This is a genomic window from Arthrobacter sp. E3, assembly GCF_017353415.1.
Classification (GTDB): Bacteria; Actinomycetota; Actinomycetes; order Actinomycetales; family Micrococcaceae; genus Specibacter.
Genome location: NZ_JAFMPX010000024.1, coordinates 34,953 through 54,792 on the forward strand (window position 1 = coordinate 34,953; position 19,840 = coordinate 54,792).

Sequence of the window (19,840 nt, forward strand, 5' to 3'; positions counted from 1 at the left end):
AGCCTGTGATGGATGTCATCATTTGCCAGCTCAGGGCCAGCGGCCGTCCCGACAAGCATAGTCTGCGATGCAGCCATGTCTGCATACAATTTCGGCCCAAATCATCCCATGTCGCCCAAGCGATTGGAGCTCACAGCTGCCTTGGCACGTGAGCTGGGAATCTTTGAACTTCCCCAAGTGCAGGTTGTTGAGTCGTATGTGGCTTCCGACGACGAATTGGCCACTGTGCACGACCGTGACTACATCGCCGCCGTGCGCCGGGTAGGGCAGGACCCATCATTGAGTGACACCGCACGTGGCCTTGGCACTGAGGATGATCCAGTTTTTGCCGGAATCCATGAAGCCAGCGCCAGGCTCGGTGGGGGGTCACTACTGGCAGCCCAAGCAGTCCTTGATGGAACTGTGACGCGTGCAGTGAACTTTGGTGGCGGCATGCACCACGCCTTCTCCGGAAAAGCCAGTGGTTTCTGCATCTACAACGACACTGCTTTGGCCATCACCAAGCTGCTGGACTCTGGCGTGTCCAAAGTTGTATACATCGATATAGACGCCCACCACGGTGATGGCACCGAGCGAATTTTTTGGGATGACCCCCGCGTGCTCACCATCTCACTGCATGAGTCGGGCATGTCACTCTTCCCGGGAACCGGGTTTGCCAACGACCTTGGCGGACCATTGGCAGAAGGTTCCGCCGTCAACGTCGCCCTGCCTGCCGGCACCTCCGATGCTGGTTGGCTCAGAGCCTTTCATGCGGTGGTGCCCCCGTTGGTGCGGGCGTTCAAGCCCGAGGTGATCCTCAGCCAGCACGGCTGCGACTCGCATCGCGACGACTCCCTGACGCACCTCAATACGAGTGTTGACGGCCAGCGTGAAGCGGCGCTGAGCATTGCGGCGCTGGCAGACGAAGTGTGTGGAGGGCGTTGGATTGCCACCGGTGGAGGTGGCTACAACATCTTCAGCGTTGTTCCACGGGTGTGGTCCCACCTGATGGCGATCGTGGCAGGCCGGCCCGTCCCGCTGCGTACGCCGGTGCCGGAGCCATGGCGGGAACATGTTGCGCAGAAATATGGCATGACCGCCCCGGAATTCATGGGCGAGGACGCCGACACGTGGTGGCGCTCATGGGAAGTGGGCTACAACCCCTCGGATGCGCTGGACAGGACCGTCATGGCCACAAGGAAGGCGGTCTTTCCTTTGTATGGCCTCGATCCATGGTTTGACTGACCCCGCTGGCCGGCTGATCTTGGGTTTCAGGATGCTGTTCAAGGCATATGTCGTTAGGGTAGTGGAATGGTTGCAGAAAAAGTCTTTGCGGTAATTGCCGAAACCACGCGCCGGGACATCTTGGCAGCGTTGGCGCAGGAGAGCAAGGCCGTTGGCCAGCTGGTGGACGAGCTGGGCGTTTCCCAGCCCACCGTGTCCAAGCACCTGCGCGTAATGCGCGAAGCAGGAGTTGTCACCATGCGCGCCCAAGGACAGAAACGCTTCTACGGCATTAACACCGAACCCCTCACGCTGGTTGCGGCGTGGCTGGATTCCCTTGGCGCCGGTGCTGCTATGACTTCACCGGAGCCCTCCGAAACAGCCCAGACGGCGGCGCCAGCGCTTGCGGAAGCCCGGGTGGCCTCCAGACCACAGCCGCCAGTTCGCCGACAGCCAGCAAGCGCAGCGATAACCACCGGCGCCACTATGAATGGAACTTCCAGCAGGAGTGCAACCCCTGAAACAGTCGGGGCAGACGCAAGTGCAGACGCACCGGCAGTGGCGCCAGCGCCAGGACCAGTTGCGGCGCCTGCTCAGGCACCTGCTCCGGTTACCGTTGCTGCCTCGCAGACCGCATCGGCTACTTCAGCAAAGCCCGAACCTGAACCCACATCGTTGGCAGCCGCTGAAGCGTCAACGCCAGGTGGCGGCGCGAAGTCATCAGAAGATACAGCAGTGGTTGTTCCTGCCTCCAAGGCCCACGGGCAGGAAGCCAAAGGCGATGTGCAGCTAAAAGGTGCACCGGCGATCGTTGTGCAGTCGAACGATCATGAAGGCGGAGTGCCGGGGCAAATCAGCCGCAGTGTGGGCCGGGCTGCCAACAAGGCGGCAGATCTGCTGTCCAACCTGCCCGCATTTAGGCGTCGAAAAGACTAAAGATTACGTAAAATACCTACCAGAGTCGAATATTTATGCATGATCTTTCATATCATGTCATTTTGTGAGAAGAATTAGCCTCAGCGGCTACTCGCCTGCAAGATTGCAGCAGAGCTTATTTATGCGCTGCCCTTCGGCGCCTCACCCCTTTCAGGAGACTCATGGATACCAGGCTAGAAGCCATCCGGGAGCAGGTTTTAGCCCGCAACCCCGGTGAAAAAGAATTCCACCAGGCAGTTTTGGAAGTTTTCGAGAGCCTCGGCCCCGTTTTGGACAAACATCCAGAATTTGTTGACGCCAACGTGCTGCAGCGCCTGTGCGAACCCGAGCGCCAGATCATTTTCCGTGTGCCGTGGATGGACGACGCCGGCAACGTGCAGATCAACCGCGGTTTCCGCGTTGAATTCAACTCTGCACTTGGCCCGTACAAGGGCGGCCTCCGCTTCCACCCCTCGGTGTACCTGGGCATTGTGAAGTTCCTTGGTTTCGAGCAGATCTTCAAGAACGCACTGACCGGCATGCCCATCGGCGGCGGCAAAGGCGGGTCCGACTTTGACCCGCGCGGCAAGTCCGACCGTGAAGTCATGCGTTTCTGCCAGAGCTTCATGACCGAGCTCTACCGCCACATCGGCGAATACACTGACGTTCCTGCAGGTGATATTGGTGTTGGCGGCCGTGAAATCGGCTACCTCTTTGGCCAGTACAAGCGCATCACCAACCGCTACGAGTCGGGCGTTCTGACCGGCAAGGGTGTTGGTTGGGGCGGTTCCCTGGTGCGTCCCGAAGCCACCGGCTTTGGCACCGTCATGTTCACCCAGGAAATGCTCAAGACCCGCGGGACCTCACTTGACGGCCAGCGCGTGGTTGTCTCAGGATCCGGCAACGTGGCGACCTTTGCCATCGCCAAGGCCCAGCAGTTCGGCGCCAAGGTTGTGGCCTGCTCGGATTCCTCCGGCTACATTGTCGACGAAAACGGCATTGATGTGTCGTTGCTGCGTCAGATCAAGGAAAAAGAGCGTGGCCGTCTGAAGGAGTACGCCGTGCGACGCGGCGCTTCCGTCAGCTACGTCGAGGGCGGCTCCGTCTGGGACGTCAACGCTTCCGTGGCACTGCCCTGCGCCACGCAGAATGAAATCAACACCGAAGCAGCCACTGGCATGGTCAAGAACGGCCTGGTTGCGGTTGCCGAAGGCGCCAACATGCCTTCCACCAGCGGCGCCATCGCCGTGTTCCAGGAAGCTGGGATCCTGTTCGCACCGGGCAAGGCTGCCAACGCCGGCGGGGTGGCAACCTCTGCGCTGGAAATGCAGCAGAACGCCAGCCGCGACGCCTGGACCTTCGAGCACACCGAAGCACGCCTGGCGAACATCATGGTCGGCATCCACAACCGCTGTGCCGAGACCGCAGAGACCTACGGTTCCCCGGGTAACTACGTGGTGGGCGCCAACATTGCCGGCTTCGTCAAGGTTGCCGACGCCATGCTGGCTCAGGGCCTGATCTAGAAAGTTTTTGCCCATCCGCATTAAGCGGAAAGGACGACGGCGCGTCCCCCGCACAAGTGGGGGGCGCGCCGTCGTCCTTTCCCCCTCTGCATCGGTGGGTTGCGTGGGGCCGCTGTGTCATGACGCCTCAGCAGGGACCGGGAGTGGCGTAGGGTCGGCTGGGCAGGCTGTCCACCGCAAGAATAAGATTTGCTGAAGCACATGTTTCAACTCCCGAAGGAAGCACCGATGAACGTCCAGTCACCGACTCCCAAGAAGCCGGTCTCGGCATGAGCGTCGATAGGAGCGGCGACGCCAGCCCCGAGCCGGTGCTGTATAGCAACGCGATGTCGGTGGAGTCCCTGGCGGGCTGGGTTCGTGAAGGGCCGGTCACCATCACGGACGGTCACGGCGGTGCCGTGTTGGGCAGCAGCGCAGATCCTGACGCGATGGGCCCGCACGCGCATTTCGTGCTGTGGTGCCCGGTGAGCTTCCCGGACCGAGTCCGGATTTCCTGGGACTATCTTCCACTCGAGGGCCAAGGGCTTGCCATGCTGTTCTTCGGGGCGCGTGGCAGCGCTGGCCGGGACCTCTTTTCTCCGGAGCTTGCTCCGCGCACCGGATTTTATCCCCAATACCACTCCTCGGACATTGACACGCTTCACGTTTCATACCAGCGGCGCAAGTTTGCCTCCGAGCGGGCCTTCCGCACGTGCAACCTGCGCAAGAGCCCCGGTGCCCACATGGTCGCGCAGGGAGCGGACCCGCTGCCAAGCCCCGAAGATGCTGACGGGTTCTACCGTATGGACGTGTGCAAGGACGGCCCACAGGTCACACTGAGCATTAACGGCCTGCAGATTTTCCGGTGGCTCGACGACGGCGACGCTACCGGTCCCTGCCTCGAAGGAGGGTATTTGGGCCTGCGCCAGATGGCCCCATTGCTGGCAGCGTACAGAAATCTCACCGTCACCGCGCTCCTCTGAGACAGCGCACGGAACGAGCTGGCTAAACTGTGACCCCGGCGCGGTGCGAACACCGATACGCTGGGACTAGCGTCGGCAATCAAGGAGCCGGCCAACTCGCGAGGAGAGTGGATCGTGGCCAGTGCAGCGGCGCCTGAACATGTAGTTGTTGTTGGTGCAGGAATCATCGGATTGTCCACTGCCTGGTATTTGCAGGAACACGGCATCAAGGTCACCGTGGTGGAGCGCAGCGGCGTTGCTTCCGGCTCGTCGTGGGGCAATGCTGGATGGCTCACCCCGGCATTGACGCTGCCGCTGAGCGAACCATCCGTGCTGACGTACGGTCTCAAGGCTATGCTGGACCCGAACTCACCCCTCTACACCCCCTTTTCCACCGATCCGGCACTGCTGCGATTCCTGCTGGGCTTCGCCCGCAACTGCACACCCGGGAAGTGGCGGGCGGCCATGGCCGTGTTTGCTGAAATCGGACGCAGCGGCATTGATGCGTTTGCAGAACTTGCGGACGGAACTCCGCCGGTAGCCGAAAACACGCACCCGGCGGACCCTTTCCTGACGGGTTTCGCATCATTGAAGGACCGCGATGCCTTGGTGAAGGAACTGCACGTCATCCGCGAGACCGGAGGAACCGTGGACTTCACGCTCATGTCCGCGGAGGAGATCCGCGCGCTCGAGCCAACTCTGGGCCGCGGGGTGGTTGCCGGCGTTGAGATCCGCGACCAGCGCTACATCAACCCCCCTGCATTCATGGATTCCCTGGCCAACACCGTGGTGGCCCGGGGTGCTGAGCTGCTGACAGCCTTCAACGTGCTGGACATCCGTGACGACGGTCGCAGCGTGGAGGTGATCGGTTCGGAAGGGCGCTCGTTGAAGGCCGACGCCGTCGTTCTCGCCACGGGTGCCTGGCTGGGGACGCTTGCGCGTAAGTTCGGCGTCAAGCGCGTGGTCCAGGCAGGCCGCGGCTACAGCTTCACGGTGGTGCCTGAGGCGATGCCGAGCCGCCCGATCTACTTCCCGGCCCAGCGTGTGGCCTGCACGCCGCTGGGGGACCGGTTCCGGGTCGCCGGCATGATGGAGTTCAAGGATGCAGACGCCCCCTTGGACCCGCGGCGCATCCAGGCGATCGTGAAGGCTGCCTCGCCCATGTTCACCGGGATCAACTGGGAAGACAGGGCGGAGGAATGGGTGGGGTCCAGGCCGTGCACCACGGATGGGTTTCCGCTTGTGGGCGCTACCCGGTCCCCGCGCGTCCACGTTGCGGGCGGGCATGGCATGTGGGGGATTGCGCTGGGGCCGCTGACAGGAAAAATGGTGGCTGCTAAACTGACGGGGAACAGGCCGCCTGAGATCATGCGCCACTTTAATCCGCTGCGTTAGTCGAACCATGGGCCAGCTGGCCCGCCGTGCTGACAGCGTGCCAGCATGTCCTGAATCACAATCGATTTGGCGGATGGGCAGAGCCCGGCATATGGTGTGGACATGACAAACCGTTGGTATGCGTATTTTTCGTTGGCTCTGGAGGGGCCCGCGTCTAACTGACACGCATCCAATGACCTTCAGAGCCAACAGGACAGGAAATTTATTTCCTGTCCGTCGCCATTTTCAGGCGGGCTCCGGAAGAGGGGGCCCGCTGCCAGCCCCCATATAAGGAATCCACTCCATGAGCATTGCAGCAGCCCCCGAAAGCACAGCAGCGGTTCCGGCATCCACCACTAACCTGCGTGTCAGCCACTTCACCGAACTGCCGTCGCCTGCCGAGCTGGACGCCACACTTCCGCTGGACTCCTACACAAGCAACGTCGTCGAACGCGGCCGCGACCAGGTCCGGGCCATCATGGACGGGCTGGATGACAGGCTGCTGGTGGTGGTGGGCCCGTGCTCCATCCATGACACCGAGGCTGGGCTGGAGTACGCCCGTCGCTTGGCTGGAGCCGCGAAGGAGCATGAAGAGGACCTGCTGATCGTGATACGCGCCTACTTCGAAAAGCCCCGAACCACGGTGGGCTGGAAGGGCCTGATCAACGACCCCGGCCTTGATGGCAGCCACGACGTGGCCAAGGGGCTGGAAATGGCGCGGAAGTTCCTGCTCGACGTGGCCCGATTAGGGCTCCCCACAGGTACTGAATTCCTTGAACCGATCAGCCCGCAGTACACCGCCGATTTGATTTCCTGGGGTGCCATTGGTGCCCGCACCACGGAGAGCCAGATCCACCGCCAGCTCTCCTCAGGGCTCTCCATGCCCATCGGCTTCAAGAACGGAACCGACGGGGACCTGCAAATCGCCCTCGATGCATGCAACGCTGCCAGTGCCCCGCAGTCTTTCCTGGGGATCGACGGCGCCGGACGGGCCTCCCTTGTCAGCACGGCAGGCAACCAAGACACCCACGTGATCCTGCGCGGCGGGCGCAGGGGCCCCAACTACCATGCTGCGGACGTGGCACAGGCATCAGTCCAGGCGGGGCAGGCGGGCATCAACCCGCGGCTGATCGTTGATGCCAGCCATGCCAACTCCGGCAAGAGCCACCATCGCCAGGCTGAGGTTGCGCTGGAAGTGGGTGCCCAGCTGGAGGCCGGCGACGCATCGGCCCACACCATTGCCGGCGTTATGCTGGAGAGCTTCCTGGTGGGTGGGGCGCAGAAACTCGACGTTGACCAGGTGGCTTCCGGAGAAGCCGAGCTGGTTTACGGCCAGAGCGTCACCGACGCCTGCATGGACTGGGATGTCACGGCGGACGTGCTGGCCAAGCTGGCCGGGGCCTCGCACACTCGCCGCAGCAGCACTGCCTGAAAAGCAGTGCTACCCGAAGAAACAACTTTCACAGAAATCACTTCTGCACCTAGAGTTGAACCTGGGAGCAGAAGAGGCTGCGCCGGAGACAATGGATTTTTTGATGGGCTAGTGAATGCCGAGGATGGCCATGACGCATGAGCAGGATTTTACCAATGTGAAATTCTTGACAGTTCAGGAAGTCGCTGAACTCATGCGCCTGTCCAAAATGACCGTTTATCGGATGGTGCACGCCGGTGAGCTGCCCGCCGTCCGTTTTGGCCGGTCATATCGCGTACCCGCAAACGCCGTCGAAACGTACCTGCGTGCGGCCGTGGTGGACAGCACAGCGACGCACGAGGGGCCCAGTTCGGCGCATGCAGGTTAAAGGCGGTACCCTAGGAAAGATCCATTTTCGGCTTTGACCGATTCCTGCGATCGGTCGACCAATCGTTTACGGCCTCATCCGAGGTTGTTCTATGCAGTTTGTGAGGAACTTTCATGGGTTCAGTAGTTAAAAAGCGCCGCAAGCGGATGTCTAAGAAGAAGCACCGCAAGCAGCTGCGCAAGACGCGTCACCAGCGTCGCAATAAGAAGTAAGCAGCTTCTTCGCGAAAGCGCCCGTCCACCCTTGTGGTGTACGGGTGTTTTTTGTTTAAGTCCCTTAGCGGCGCCGCACCATGGCGATGCCCTTCCAAAGCCCGTAGACCACGCCCGCGCCCGTGGCCGCCTGCAGGCCGAGTGTTGCGGCACGGCGCCCTGAACGGAAGTCGTAGACGGGCCAGTTGTTGTCGCGGGCGTACTTGCGAAGTTTTGCATCTGGATTGATGGCCACAGGGTTGCCCACGGCCGTCAGCAGGGGGATGTCATTGAAGGAATCGCTGTAGGCCCAGCTGCGGGAAAGATCCAGGCCCTCTTTTTCGGCCAGTTCTTGAACTGCCCGTCCCTTTGCGGGGCCGTGCAGAATTTCACCCACCAGCCGGCCTGTGTACATGCCGTCTTCAATCTCTGCGACAGTACCCAATGCACCCGTGAGGTGCAGCCGCTGGGCAATGACGCCGGCAACCTCCACCGGGGTTGCTGTCACGAGCCACACTTGGCGGCCGGATTTCAGGTGTTCTTGTGTCAGTGCCCTTGTGCCAGGCCAAATCTTGGAAACGATCATCTCGTCGTAGACTTCTTCGCCCAGCTGGCGGATGAAGTCCGCGCTGATGCCAGCGGCGAGTTTCTGTGCTGAGTCCTGGATGGAATGAACGTCGCTCATGTTTTCCCCGCGCAGGATGAACTTCGCCTGTTTCCACGCGAAGCCGGCCGCATCGCTGAGGGTGAATGCGCGCTTCTGGTACATTTTCCGGGCCACATGGAACAGGCTTGCGCCCTGCATCAAAGTGTTGTCCACATCGAAGAAAGCAGCCTCACCCTGGTGCAGCGCAGTGGTCGAGACGGCCTCGGCACTGTTGGTATTCACGTCGGGCATGGAACGAGTCTAGTCAATGCTGCCCTCATGTGCCCGCTACGCCACTTGAGCGCAGGTTAACTGTGGTGAAACTTTCATTCGTGTCTGCGAGCGGCGCTCTGGCATGGCCGGTGCTGTGTATTGGGTAGGTTGTAGCCATGACACAAGCAGCCGGGGACCCGGCCCACAGCGATGACGCCACCAGTAGTGGCAGCCCTGTTCCCGTAGTTGAGCTTCTCACCAGGGGCGGATGTCATCTGTGTGAGGACGCCCGCTCCGTTGTTGCCGACGTGACCGGCAGTCTTGGACTGCTGTGGCAGGAAGTTGACATTGACGACGACGCGGAGCTGACGGCGCGCTACGGCGAGGAAATCCCGGTGGTCCTGGTGGATAGCATTCAGCGAGACTTTTGGCAGATAGACCCGCTCAGACTGCGCAGCATCCTCAGCCGCGCCTTGGCAGGGGAGCCTTGAACCCAAGGGAAAGCCATGGTTCGACCGTGCCCACAGCCGGCATGGCTGCTCCAAGCACAGGGGCCGTGGCCTGCGGCTTTTGGTGATGGACGGGGCACGACTTACAGTGGATGAAGGCGAGTGCGGACCTTGTGGAGACACGTTCAGCAACGGCGTGCAGCCTTAGTTTGAGAATGTGGAGTGTTGTCTTGATCCCAGCGCAGATCCCGGAGGGAGAGTCGCCTGTGCCTGCCCGGGAGCTCCCGGCTGCCACGGTGTCCCGGCTGACATTGTATTTGCGAACGCTTGATGCCTTGCTGGTCAGTGGCACCGAGAGCGTTTCCTCGGAGGCGTTGGCGGAGTCCGCCGGTGTTGGCTCGGCCAACGTTCGCAAAGACCTTTCCCACCTTGGCTCCTACGGAACCCGCGGTGTCGGCTACGACGTAGCCAACTTGAGTCGGCAAATCTCCCAGGCACTCGGCTTGACGCACGAGTGGCGCGTGGCCATTGTCGGTGCCGGCAACTTGGGCCGTGCGCTCGCCCGCTACGCCGGATTCGAATCACGCGGCTTTGACGTTGTGGCCTTGTTGGATGCCGACCAAATGCTCGTGGGAATTGAAGTTGGCTGGCTGCGTGTCAGCGACGTGATGAATTTGGAGAGCGTGCTAAAGAACACACGCGCCAACATGGTGGTGCTGGCCCTGCCGGCAACCGTGGTCCAATCAGTGTGCGACAGGGTCGTTGCAGCGGGCGTGCACAGTATTCTCAGTTTTGCTCCGGTCGCATTGAGCGTTCCGGACTATGTGAATTTGCGTAAGGTCGACATGGCCACCGAGCTGCAGATTCTCGCTTATCACGCCAAGAGATCCCAGCATTCCTCCATGGAAGCGCAGCGCCGCACCGGAGCGTAGCCGCCGCAGCGGCTAAGGCCGGTGCGACTTCCGTGACACAAAAAACTCCTTGCCCGGCGAGCGGAACAACAGGATTACGGCGACGACGCCCAAGGCAATTTGAATGATGGCGAGGACATTCGGCTGACCCAGCGCCAAAAGTGAGATCAAGGCCAGCACCATGGACGCGATTCGGGCCCAATTGGCCCCACGGCGGATCTTCTTGGCTAGATATAGGTAGAGCACGCTGGCTAGCACGCTCAGCACGAACGCGGTGTAGAGCAGGGCATTCATCATGGCTGGATCCTGGTACAGGGCGGCAATGGCGGGGTCACCGGCCGTGGCTGCCCGCAACGTGTTCACCGCGACGTCTCGGAGCGAGGGAACAAACAAGACCAACGCTATGGCCAGTGTGGACAGCAGCTGCAGCACTCCGGCCAGCTGGATCAGCCTTATTGACACGAGGACGGTTTTGGGCGGAGCCAAGTGTGCACCGGCAGTGGTGGGCTTGCCCTGTAACGGGCCCTGGTATCCCGGATAGGCGGTGGCGGAGGAAAGGGCCGACTGCGGCGTGCTGGCATTCTGCGCATCCCCCACCTGCTTCGGCGGTTCCCAACCGGCGGGTGCGTACTGCCCGTACTTGGGGACGCCAGGGGCAATCTCACCGTAGCTGCCGGGGCGGGGAGTAGGGCGCTCTTGAGGTTCTTCACCGGAGGTTGTCATGACAGCTGCTCTTTCAATGGTGCGAAGTCCTGGCCAATGCTGCGGACCAGAGAATGTGCCGATGGTGGCCAGAGACGAAAAAAGAGGCCGCGGCGGGTAAGTACCTTAACCCTACGCGACCTCTCCCCGCACAACTATTGCTGTTGCGGCCTACTTGCGTTGACTCGACTGGGCATTGAGCCAGGCTGTCGACTCAGGCAACCACATCAGCACTGCCGCAACGATGCCCAGCAGTCCGCCACCAGGGGCGCCGAAGAACATCAAGACGATGCCCAGAATAACGATGGCTGAAAGTGCCAACCTGGCCCATTGCATGCCTTCCTTGAGTTTCATGGCGCAAATGACAATCGCGACGATGAGCACGAGGGAAATGACGGTCATCACCATCCCGCGGATGCCGTCTGTGCGCACATTGGGGAAAGCCAGCACTATGAGCGAGGCAATGAAGGTCAGCAGGGCAAAGAAAAGCGAGAGCCCGGCCGTGACCAGCCAGATGATGTAGGAGATCTTCAGCAGCGGTGGAAGTCCATCGGTTTTGAATAATCTGGACAAACCACCCACAGGCATCACATCCCGCATGGACTGCGGTGCATCGGCGGGCATCTCAAACTTAAAGTTGTTGTTCGGCTGCTGATACTGCGGCGGGCCAGGCTGCTGGTAGCCAGGCTGCTGTTGGTAACCGGGCGGGGGTTGGTACGGGGGTTGCTGCTGGTAGCCAGGCTGCTGGTAGCCGGGCGGGGGCTGCTGCTGGTGCCCCGGAGGCGGCTGTGCCTGGCCGCCGGGTTGGTTCGGCCGTGCTGGTGTCGCGGCGTTCGGATTGGGCTGGGAGCCATGACCGTCAGGAGATGGCTGCGAACCTGGTTGCTCGGGACCTGTTGACTCGTTCGGTGTGCTCATAGCTAGAACCCTAGCCGTGGTGGTGCCGCTTTCATAGGAGGCTAAAGACGTGTTCACGATGCCGGTCCGCAGCAGGGGCGGACCGGCATCGTGGGCCGGTAAGGATACTGGCAAGTACAGGCCAATTCATCATTGGGCGGGCTTTAGGCGTCCTTCACAAAGGCGACGTCGAGGGTGATGACAACTTTGTCGGAAACCAGCACGCCACCGGCTTCCAGCGCAGCATTCCACGTCAATCCAAATTCCTTGCGGCTGATGACGGTTGTGGCTTCGAATCCGGCTCGGGTGGCACCGAACGGGTCCACTGCCACTCCGTTGAACTCTCCATTGAAGGTGACGGTCTTGGTGATGCCGCGGATGGTGAGCTCGCCGGTTAGTTCAAAGCTGTCTGCGCCGCCGGAAACGGCCGTGGAGGCGAACGTGAGCGTCGGGTAGGTTTCGACGTCGAAGAAGTCGGCGCTGCGGACGTGGGCGTCGCGATTGGCATCGCCCGAGCTGAAGCTGGCCGCCTGGATAGTGGCGCTAACGGAGGAGCCGGCAAGAGTTTCTCCCAGTACAAGTGTGGCTTCGAGATCGGTGAATTTTCCACGGACCTTGGAGATGCCTGCATGCCGGACCGTGAAGCCAACCTCTGAGTGGGCGGGGTCAAAGTTCCAGGTGCCCTGGGCTAGTCCGGTGGATTCGATGGTTGTTGCTGACATGGTGTGCTCCTTGAAAAGTCCGGGGTTGTTGAATGCGGGCGTCGTTTCCACGTCACCCGCAGTAGGTATAAACATACGTTTGCATGTAATATTCCCGAGTTCTGAAAAAACTCTCCGCTAACGGATTAACCCCTTGCTGGTGAACTTTGAGAAACTGGGAGGCATGTCCCAAGTAACAGTTCACCTTTTGCGCCACGGCGAAGTATTCAACCCCGACGGCGTGCTCTATGGCCGACTCCCAGAGTTCCACCTCTCCGAGCTTGGACGGGCCATGGCTGTGATGGTTGCTGAGCACTTCGCGGCCCGCGCCGCGCAGGGTTCCGCCCCGGTCTACCTGGTCGCTTCGCCGCTGACGCGTGCGCAGGAAACTGCCCGGCCTACGGCCGAGGCATTGGGGCTGGACATTGTGACGGATCCGCGCATTATCGAGGCTGAAAACCATTTTGAAGGCCTTGTCATGAAGCCCTCGGAACTGCGCAAGCCCAAACACTGGCCCTACTTCGTGAACCCGTTTAGGCCTTCCTGGGGCGAGGCGTACTCGGCCCAAGCCGAACGCATGATGGCAGCGGCACGCGATGCCCGGCGTCGTGCGTTCGAATTGGGCGGGGACGGCGCCGAAGCCATCATGGTCAGCCACCAGCTGCCCATCTGGTCCACGCGCCGCAGCGCCGAAGGCAAGCGCCTGTGGCACGACCCCCGCAACCGCGAATGCACGCTTGCCTCACTGACGTCATTGACGTTCGACGGCGACGACGTGATCAAGGTGGCGTACAGCGAACCGGCGGCCGAATTGCTGCCCGGCGCGTCGACCACCCCCGGGGCGTAGGCGAACGCGGCATACAGCTGACAATCAGCTTTTCGACGTAGCGTAGAAGATAATGCCATTTCTGCGTCCGCCGGTGGCTTCCAAGACATGAAAGGCAGCATCGTGACGCTCTCGATGAGCCGCAGGGCATTGCTGGCAGCTGGCGGTGCTGCCCTGACGGTGGCACTCGCAGCCTGCTCCGGCACGGACCCGCTCGCTGAGCAGGCAAATGCCGGGGATAACAAGAACTACATTGCAGGGGATGGCTCCGTGACCGAATATGGTGCGGCCGAGCGGAAACCTCCTGTGCAGTTCACTGCGGCTTTGTTCGGCGGCAAGAAAATCGATGCCGCCGACTTCCCCGGCCACGTCACGGTGCTGAACTTTTGGTATGCAGCCTGCGCCCCATGCCGGTCCGAAGCTCCCGACCTGCAGACATTGTCGAAGGACTTTGCCGCTCAGGGCGTCGAATTCCTGGGTGTGAATGTCCGGGACGAGCAAGCGACGGCAGAAGCCTTTGAACGAAACTTCGGGCTGGAATACCCCAGCATCGCGGACAAGGACGGCGGTGTTTTGCTGGCGTTGACCAAGTTTGTGCCGCCGGCGGCCGTGCCCACCACGCTGGTACTGGACAAAAAGGGCAGGGTCTCGGCGCGCATCCTGGGCATCGCTGAAAAGGGCACGTTGAAGGCCCTGATCACCGGTGCACTGGCGGAAAACTAGCAGCCCTGCCTTCATGAACAATCCTTTCGCCGAGACTGTCCTCAGCGGCTCAATGCTGTTGGCCATGCCCGTTGCGCTCCTGGCCGGACTGGTTTCCTTCCTCTCGCCGTGTGTGCTGCCGCTGGTGCCCGGATACCTGGGCTATGTGAGCGGACTGAGCGGCGCCGACCTGCAAGATCAACGCCGTGGGCGCATGTTTGCCGGGATCGGGCTGTTCGTGTTGGGCTTCTCGGTGGTTTTTATGCTGATCGGGGCCGTCTTCGGCCAACTGGGTGCTTGGCTGATGGGGCCCGACGCCGCATGGGTCACCCGGGTGCTGGGCGTAGTGGTTATTTTGATGGGCGTGGTGTTCCTGGGCGGCATGAGCTGGTTCCAGGGCGAAGCAAAGATCCATGCGAAACCACCAGCCGGGCTCTGGGGTGCACCCATTTTAGGCGTAACCTTTGGACTGGGCTGGGCTCCATGCATTGGCCCCACTTTTAGCGCTGTGCAGCTCATGGCATTTTCTGATGGCCCCAACGCCGTCAAGGGTGCTTTTTTGACGTTTGTGTATTGCCTGGGGTTGGGACTGCCGTTCCTGCTGATCGCCTTGGGTGCTCGCAGGGGGTTGGGGGCCCTCGCGTTCTTCCGCAAGCACCGCCGCGGATTGCAATATTTTGGCGGCGGCATGCTGGTGGTGCTGGGCCTGCTGATGGTGTCGGGCCTGTGGGGTGTCTGGATCAACGAGTTGCAGTTTTGGTTTGCCAATGAAGTGAGATTGCCAATCTAATGAAAGAGACAGTGGTGAAAGAACCCGTGGACACAGGGCTCAAGAGCGCGCAGCCCAAGGACGGCGGCACTGGGGTGGTCCTGCCGCAGCTGGGCATCCTGGGCATGTTCCGCTGGGCCTGGCGCCAGCTGACCAGCATGCGCACTGCCTTGTTTCTGCTGCTGTTGCTTGCTGTGGCAGCTGTGCCCGGTTCCCTGTTCCCGCAGCGTCCCTCCGCGCCGTCGGAAGTGACCCAGTACTTGAAGGACAACCCTGTCTCAGGGCCCATCATGGACTGGTTCAAACTCTTTGACGTGTATTCCTCCCCATGGTTCGCGGCCATTTACCTGCTCCTGTTCATCTCCTTGATTGGCTGCGTTCTGCCGCGGGCCAAGATCCATGCCAAAGCCATGCGCTCCGCGCCTCCCCGGACTCCCAAGCGGCTTTCCCGGCTGGCCGAGTATGGCACCGTCACCATCCCCGCCGGCAGCGGCATTGATGCCGAAACCGCCGTCCGCGATGCCGCCGGTATCTTGAAATCCCGCCGCTACCGCGTGGACATCCGCGACCTGGACACGGACCGCCCTTCGGTAGGTGCTGAAATTGGCTTCATGAAGGAAGTGGGCAACCTCCTGTTCCACACGGCCTTGATTGGTGTTCTGGCTGCCGTCGCTTTCAGCGGACTTTTTGGCTACAGCGGCCAACGCGTGCTGGTGGAAGGCGAAACCTTCGTCAACACGCTGGCCAGCTATGACACTTTCACTCCCGGCGCCAATTTCACCGGCAACCACCTGACACCGTATTCGGTGCAGCTGGACAGGCTTGTAGTCAAGTACGACCGTTCCACGCAGGCGCACTACGGGCAACCACTGGACTTCACCGCCACCATGACCACCAAGGACGGGCCAGGGGCGGAGGCAAAGACCCAGACTTTGAAGGTCAACGACCCGGTGGGAATCGGAGGCACCAACGTCTACCTTGTGGGCAACGGCTACGCGCCCGTCGTCACGGTCAAGGACGGTGAAGGAAAGGTCGCGTTCCAAGGCCCGGTCATCACCATCCCCACCGACGGCGCCTACACGTCGCTGATGGTCATCAAAGTACCCGACGCCAAGCCCAAACAGCTGGGATTTGTGGGCTTCTTCCTGCCCACTGCACTGATTGATAAGAAGGGCGTGGCCTTTGGCTCCGACCCTGATCCGTTCAACCCGCAGCTGAACCTCAACGCCTTCACCGGCGACTTGGGTCTGGACAGCGGTGTCCCGCGCAATGTGTACACCCTGGACACGTCCAAGATGACTGAAATCAACTCCCGCAAACTGGAAGCTGGCGGCATTGTGCTGGCCCCCGAGCAGAGTTACAAGCTGCCCGGGAATAACGGCAGCATCAGCTTCGACGGCATCAAGCGATTTGCTGCGCTGGACATCCGCCACGACCCAGGTCAGGTGTACGTTCTGGTGTTCGCGCTTTTGGCACTAGCCGGCCTCATGGGCTCCCTATTCCTGAACCGACGCAGGGTGTGGGTCCGCACGGGCAACCACCCGGACGGGCGCACCATGGTCGAATTCGGCCTGCTGGCACGCGGTGAAGATCACCGCCTGGCCGGCGAATATGCTGCCATCAACAAGGCTCTGCACACCAAATGGCTGGTGCCAATGGATACTGCAGGGCAAAATGGTGAGCAGGGACAATCAACAACCATAGACTCCGACCAAAGTGTCGCCGCGGCAAGTAAGGACCACTAATGCCAGAGATCAATGAGGACTTTGCCCAACTGAGCGAGCAGCTGATGCTGGTAGCCGGATTGGCTTATGCAGTGGCGTTTTGCGCCTACGCCTGGGATCTTGTGACCTTCAGCCAGGCAGTCAAGAGGGGCCTGGCTGGCCACTCGGCTGATGAAGCGGCGGGTGTCCACAGCGAAAGCCGCGTCGCTGAATTTGCCGGAATTGGTTCTCGTCTTGCCGCAGAACAGGGGCTGGGCTCCGGCCCGCTTGACCGTGCGGTACGTCCCAGCAGCAAAACCCATGACGGTTCCGACGGCATCACCGCCGGGGACTCGATGCGCTACGGTGCGGAACGCCGCGTTGTGGCCAGGGTGGCCGTGGCACTGACTGTTGTGGCCGCCGTCGTCCAAGGCTTTGCCGTGGTGTTCCGCGGTTTGGCCGCAGGACGCGTGCCGTGGGGCAACATGTATGAATTCTGCACCACTGGATCATTCGTGGTGGCCGTAGTGTTCTTGTTGGTTCTGACCCGCCGTGACCTGCGTTTCCTGGGTACTTTTGTCATCGGACTGGTGCTGGTCATGGTGGTCGCCGCCTCAGTCTCATTCTGGACGCCTGTGGGGCATTTGGTTCCGGCGCTGCAAAGCTACTGGTTGATCATTCACGTTTCAATCGCCGTCATGTCCTCGGCGCTGTTCACGCTCACGTTCGCGATGTCGGTCCTGCAACTTTTCCAGGCCCGCCGTGAAGCCTCGATCGCGTCCGGAAAGAAGGACAAGGCGCTCGTCATGCGGCTGGTTCCGAACGCTTTGAGCCTGGAAAACCTGTCCTACCGCATCAACGGCATCGCCTTTGTCGGCTGGACCCTGACGCTCATGTTTGGCGCCATCTGGGCGGAAAAGGCGTGGGGCCGCTTCTGGGGTTGGGATACGAAGGAAGTGTGGACGTTCGTCATCTGGGTGGTCTACGCCGGCTACCTGCATGCCCGCGCCACAAAGGGCTGGACCGGCACCCGCGCCGCCTGGCTGTCCATTGTGGGCTACCTGTGCGTGGTCTTCAACTTCACCATTGTGAACATGTACTTCTCCGGCCTGCACTCGTACGCAGGCGTCGGCAGCTGATTTAGCCAGAGCTCACCGGCCCCAACGGGCCTAAGAAAACCGCCCGGCTTGGTTCTCAAGCCGGGCGGTTTTCTGTGGGGTAAGGTTGCAGGATTCAGCGGTTACTTGTGGGTCTTGCGAAAACCTGAAGTCGTGTAGCCGCGGGCAAGCAGCCCTAGTGCAATGGCGGCCACCATCAGACCAAAGTCACGCAATGCCACGTCGTAGAAGCCAGAGTACGTGAGCAGGTTGATGACAATGCCAGCCAGCCACAGGGACACTATCCAGGCCGCGTAGCGGGGTCGCACGATCATGGCAATGGCGGCGATGACCTCCACGACCCCAATGGCCATCATGGTCCCTTGTGCACTGAACGGGGAAAGGTTCTCGATCCATGGGGCCAGGTAGTTTTCCCAGTTGGTGAGGACATTGAAGAACTTGTCCAAGCCCATGATGAGCGGGATGGCGATGAAGCCAAGCCACAACAACACGAAGGCACCGTAGGCCGGATCCGCCTTCGCACGCGCCAATGCATGTGAGCTCCAACCGGTGGACGGGGCGGGGATTGAATGGGTTGCCATGACTCCTCCATCTAAAAACGTAAGTTATGTTTTTAGAATGCGCCTGAAGTTGTCAGGTGTCAATAGCCAGTTACCACTGAACCCGGAAACGCAGAAACGTGGGGCGGGGCAGCTGCCCGGCCCACGCCGTCGAACGTAAATATTAATCTGCTTGCGGTGGATCTACTTGCTATGGACGCGGTCCTGACCGGTCAGTGTGGCCAGGGTGCCGGTGTCCACATTCTGTGACGGGCCGTTGAGGTAGCGCCCCAGGGAGTCGTCCATGGCGTTGATCCAGCGGGTGTGGTGCCGGCTGGCCATGGTGCCGGTGACAACCGAGCGGTGGGCCATGTCGCGGTAGCCGAGGATATCCGTTTCCTTGTGGTGCATCCAGTCCTTGAACAGCTGTGAAACGGCGTCCAGATCAAACGGCGGATAGTCGGTGGCGGCAATGAGCTCGCGCAGGTAGTCGGACTGGAAATCCGCCTCGGCGTTGTGGTCGGGCAGCGCAGCCTGGCGCTCAAGCCACAGTGCGACGTCGGCCTCCCGATCAGCCAGCTGTGGCAGCTCGATTTTCCCTGTCATGACATCACGGGCAAACCATGCCTGCGCGTCAAACATGTTGAACGTGTAGTACTGGTCCTGGGCGCCAAGGTAGAACAGGTTCGTGTTCTGCTGCCACACAATGCCCTTGTATAGATTCCCCGGGTAGAGCACGTTCTTGGACTTCAGCGACAGTTCGCTGGGCAGGAAGGGGTACTTGTGCTGGTATCCGGTGCACAGCACGACGGCGTCAAAGTCGCCCTGGGTGCCGTCACTGAAGTGCGCCGTAGTGCCATCGAAGCGGGTGACCAGCGGACGTTCCACCGTGTTCTCTGGCCAGTCAAAGCCCATGGGTGCGCTGCGATAGCTAAACGTGACGGAGGCTGCACCCATTTTGTGAGCCTGCATGCCTATGTCCTCGGCCGAGTAACTGCTGCCGATCATGAGCATGTTCTTGCCTGAAAAACGCTCGGCGCCACGGAAGTCATGGGCGTGCAGGACTTCGCCGGGGAACGTGTTGATGCCCTCGAACTCGGGGACTGCCGGGATGGAGAAGTGGCCGGTGGAAACCACCAGTTTGTCAAAGATGTGGTTCGTGGTGTCGCCCGTGGCAAGGTCCTCGACGGTGAGCGTGAACTCCTCCGTGGCCGGGTTCCAGCTCGTGTGGCGGGCCACGGTGTTGAACTGCACGTACTTGCGGACATCGGATTTCTCAACGCGTCCTTTGATGTAGTCAAAAAGGACTTCACGCGGCGGGAAGGAGGAGATGGGGCGGCCAAAGTGTTCGTCAAAGGAGTAGTCGGAAAATTCCAGGCATTCCTTGGGGCCGTTGGACCAGAGGTGCCGGTACATGCTGGAGTGGACGGGTTCACCGTGGCCGTCGAGGCCCGTGCGCCAGCTGCTGTTCCACTGTCCGCCCCAGTCGGCCTGCTTTTCAAAGCACATGATTTCGGGGATTTGTGCACCGTTTTCCCGCGCTCCCTCTACGTCAGGCTGGTTGTGAGTCATTCGTGTCTTTTGATTAAAAGAGCCAGCCATGTCATCAATTACGAAGGGTTATACAAGGGATGAGATTCGTGGGTTGGTCCATGAATATTATTTGCAGCCTCATGGAACGAGGAAGGCTTGGCTTGATTCCAAGTCTTTGACGGTGT

The 19,840-nt window shown here is 60.9% G+C and carries 21 protein-coding genes; 15 read left to right on the forward strand and 6 right to left on the reverse strand.

Annotation, left to right across the window (positions count from 1 at the left end; genetic code table 11):
- The first annotated feature begins 75 nt into the window (after positions 1-75).
- From JMA46_RS11270 to JMA46_RS11305, 8 genes are all read left to right on the forward strand, one after another.
- Positions 76-1,224: an acetoin utilization protein AcuC gene (locus tag JMA46_RS11270; RefSeq protein ID WP_207345429.1), complete on the forward strand. Its 1,149-nt coding sequence runs from the start codon at positions 76-78 to the stop codon at positions 1,222-1,224.
- A gap of 66 nt (positions 1,225-1,290) precedes the next feature.
- The gene (locus tag JMA46_RS11275) at positions 1,291-2,139 is read left to right on the forward strand and encodes a metalloregulator ArsR/SmtB family transcription factor (protein ID WP_207345430.1); all 849 of its coding nucleotides are present in this window, start codon (positions 1,291-1,293) and stop codon (positions 2,137-2,139) included.
- 161 nt (positions 2,140-2,300) lie between these two features.
- Entirely contained in the window at positions 2,301-3,641 is a 1,341-nt protein-coding gene (gdhA, locus tag JMA46_RS11280) for an NADP-specific glutamate dehydrogenase (protein ID WP_207345431.1), read from the forward strand.
- A 269-nt stretch (positions 3,642-3,910) separates the two neighbouring features.
- Positions 3,911-4,603 carry a DUF1961 family protein gene (locus JMA46_RS11285; RefSeq protein ID WP_207345432.1) on the forward strand — a complete coding sequence of 231 codons (693 nt, stop codon included), beginning with the start codon at positions 3,911-3,913 and terminating at the stop codon, positions 4,601-4,603.
- Positions 4,604-4,717: 114 nt separating this feature from the next.
- On the forward strand, positions 4,718-5,977 hold the full coding sequence (locus tag JMA46_RS11290) for an FAD-dependent oxidoreductase (RefSeq protein WP_207345433.1): 1,260 nt from the start codon (positions 4,718-4,720) through the stop codon (positions 5,975-5,977).
- Positions 5,978-6,260: 283 nt separating this feature from the next.
- On the forward strand, positions 6,261-7,388 hold the full coding sequence (locus tag JMA46_RS11295) for a 3-deoxy-7-phosphoheptulonate synthase (protein ID WP_207345434.1): 1,128 nt from the start codon (positions 6,261-6,263) through the stop codon (positions 7,386-7,388).
- A gap of 130 nt (positions 7,389-7,518) precedes the next feature.
- Complete coding sequence (locus JMA46_RS11300; protein WP_207345435.1) at positions 7,519-7,755, forward strand: helix-turn-helix domain-containing protein; 237 nt, start codon at positions 7,519-7,521, stop codon at positions 7,753-7,755.
- Between the two features lie 113 nt (positions 7,756-7,868).
- Positions 7,869-7,967: an AURKAIP1/COX24 domain-containing protein gene (locus tag JMA46_RS11305; protein ID WP_074712200.1), complete on the forward strand. Its 99-nt coding sequence runs from the start codon at positions 7,869-7,871 to the stop codon at positions 7,965-7,967.
- A gap of 64 nt (positions 7,968-8,031) precedes the next feature.
- Here the strand turns inward: JMA46_RS11305 and JMA46_RS11310 are convergent, their stop codons facing one another.
- Positions 8,032-8,844 carry an HAD-IB family hydrolase gene (locus tag JMA46_RS11310; RefSeq protein WP_207345436.1) on the reverse strand — a complete coding sequence of 271 codons (813 nt, stop codon included), beginning with the start codon at positions 8,842-8,844 and terminating at the stop codon, positions 8,032-8,034.
- A gap of 137 nt (positions 8,845-8,981) precedes the next feature.
- Between JMA46_RS11310 and JMA46_RS11315 the strand changes: the two genes are divergently transcribed.
- Both JMA46_RS11315 and JMA46_RS11320 read left to right on the forward strand, forming a co-directional pair.
- The gene (locus JMA46_RS11315) at positions 8,982-9,296 is read left to right on the forward strand and encodes a glutaredoxin family protein (RefSeq protein WP_207345437.1); all 315 of its coding nucleotides are present in this window, start codon (positions 8,982-8,984) and stop codon (positions 9,294-9,296) included.
- Positions 9,297-9,469: 173 nt separating this feature from the next.
- Positions 9,470-10,186: a redox-sensing transcriptional repressor Rex gene (locus tag JMA46_RS11320; protein WP_207345438.1), complete on the forward strand. Its 717-nt coding sequence runs from the start codon at positions 9,470-9,472 to the stop codon at positions 10,184-10,186.
- 12 nt (positions 10,187-10,198) lie between these two features.
- Here the strand turns inward: JMA46_RS11320 and JMA46_RS11325 are convergent, their stop codons facing one another.
- The 3 genes from JMA46_RS11325 to JMA46_RS11335 form a co-directional block, all read right to left on the reverse strand.
- A complete protein-coding gene (locus tag JMA46_RS11325) occupies positions 10,199-10,888 on the reverse strand; it encodes a hypothetical protein (RefSeq protein WP_207345439.1) in 690 nt (229 codons plus the stop codon).
- Between the two features lie 150 nt (positions 10,889-11,038).
- The gene (locus JMA46_RS11330) at positions 11,039-11,785 is read right to left on the reverse strand and encodes a hypothetical protein (RefSeq protein WP_207345440.1); all 747 of its coding nucleotides are present in this window, start codon (positions 11,783-11,785) and stop codon (positions 11,039-11,041) included.
- Positions 11,786-11,928: 143 nt separating this feature from the next.
- Positions 11,929-12,486 (reverse strand): YceI family protein, encoded by a 558-nt coding sequence (locus JMA46_RS11335; RefSeq protein ID WP_207345441.1) that lies wholly within the window; start codon positions 12,484-12,486, stop codon positions 11,929-11,931.
- Positions 12,487-12,649: 163 nt separating this feature from the next.
- Between JMA46_RS11335 and JMA46_RS11340 the strand changes: the two genes are divergently transcribed.
- The 5 genes from JMA46_RS11340 (at position 12,650) to ccsB (ending at position 17,604) form a co-directional block, all read left to right on the forward strand.
- Entirely contained in the window at positions 12,650-13,312 is a 663-nt protein-coding gene (locus JMA46_RS11340; protein WP_207345442.1) for a histidine phosphatase family protein, read from the forward strand.
- A gap of 87 nt (positions 13,313-13,399) precedes the next feature.
- Entirely contained in the window at positions 13,400-14,014 is a 615-nt protein-coding gene (locus JMA46_RS11345) for a TlpA disulfide reductase family protein (RefSeq protein WP_207345443.1), read from the forward strand.
- Between the two features lie 13 nt (positions 14,015-14,027).
- On the forward strand, positions 14,028-14,783 hold the full coding sequence (locus tag JMA46_RS11350; protein WP_207345444.1) for a cytochrome c biogenesis CcdA family protein: 756 nt from the start codon (positions 14,028-14,030) through the stop codon (positions 14,781-14,783).
- Between the two features lie 104 nt (positions 14,784-14,887).
- The gene (locus JMA46_RS11355; RefSeq protein WP_247647251.1) at positions 14,888-16,507 is read left to right on the forward strand and encodes a cytochrome c biogenesis protein ResB; all 1,620 of its coding nucleotides are present in this window, start codon (positions 14,888-14,890) and stop codon (positions 16,505-16,507) included.
- Positions 16,507-17,604, forward strand: coding sequence for a c-type cytochrome biogenesis protein CcsB (ccsB, locus tag JMA46_RS11360; protein WP_207345446.1), 1,098 nt, complete (start codon positions 16,507-16,509; stop codon positions 17,602-17,604). The genes JMA46_RS11355 and ccsB overlap by 1 nt, the downstream gene beginning before the upstream one ends.
- A 101-nt stretch (positions 17,605-17,705) precedes the next feature.
- Here ccsB and JMA46_RS11365 read toward each other — a convergent pair whose 3' ends face one another.
- Both JMA46_RS11365 and JMA46_RS11370 read right to left on the reverse strand, forming a co-directional pair.
- Positions 17,706-18,164 (reverse strand): hypothetical protein, encoded by a 459-nt coding sequence (locus tag JMA46_RS11365; protein ID WP_247647246.1) that lies wholly within the window; start codon positions 18,162-18,164, stop codon positions 17,706-17,708.
- Between the two features lie 162 nt (positions 18,165-18,326).
- The gene (locus JMA46_RS11370; protein ID WP_247647247.1) at positions 18,327-19,694 is read right to left on the reverse strand and encodes an NAD(P)/FAD-dependent oxidoreductase; all 1,368 of its coding nucleotides are present in this window, start codon (positions 19,692-19,694) and stop codon (positions 18,327-18,329) included.
- Between the last annotated feature and the right edge of the window lie 146 nt (positions 19,695-19,840).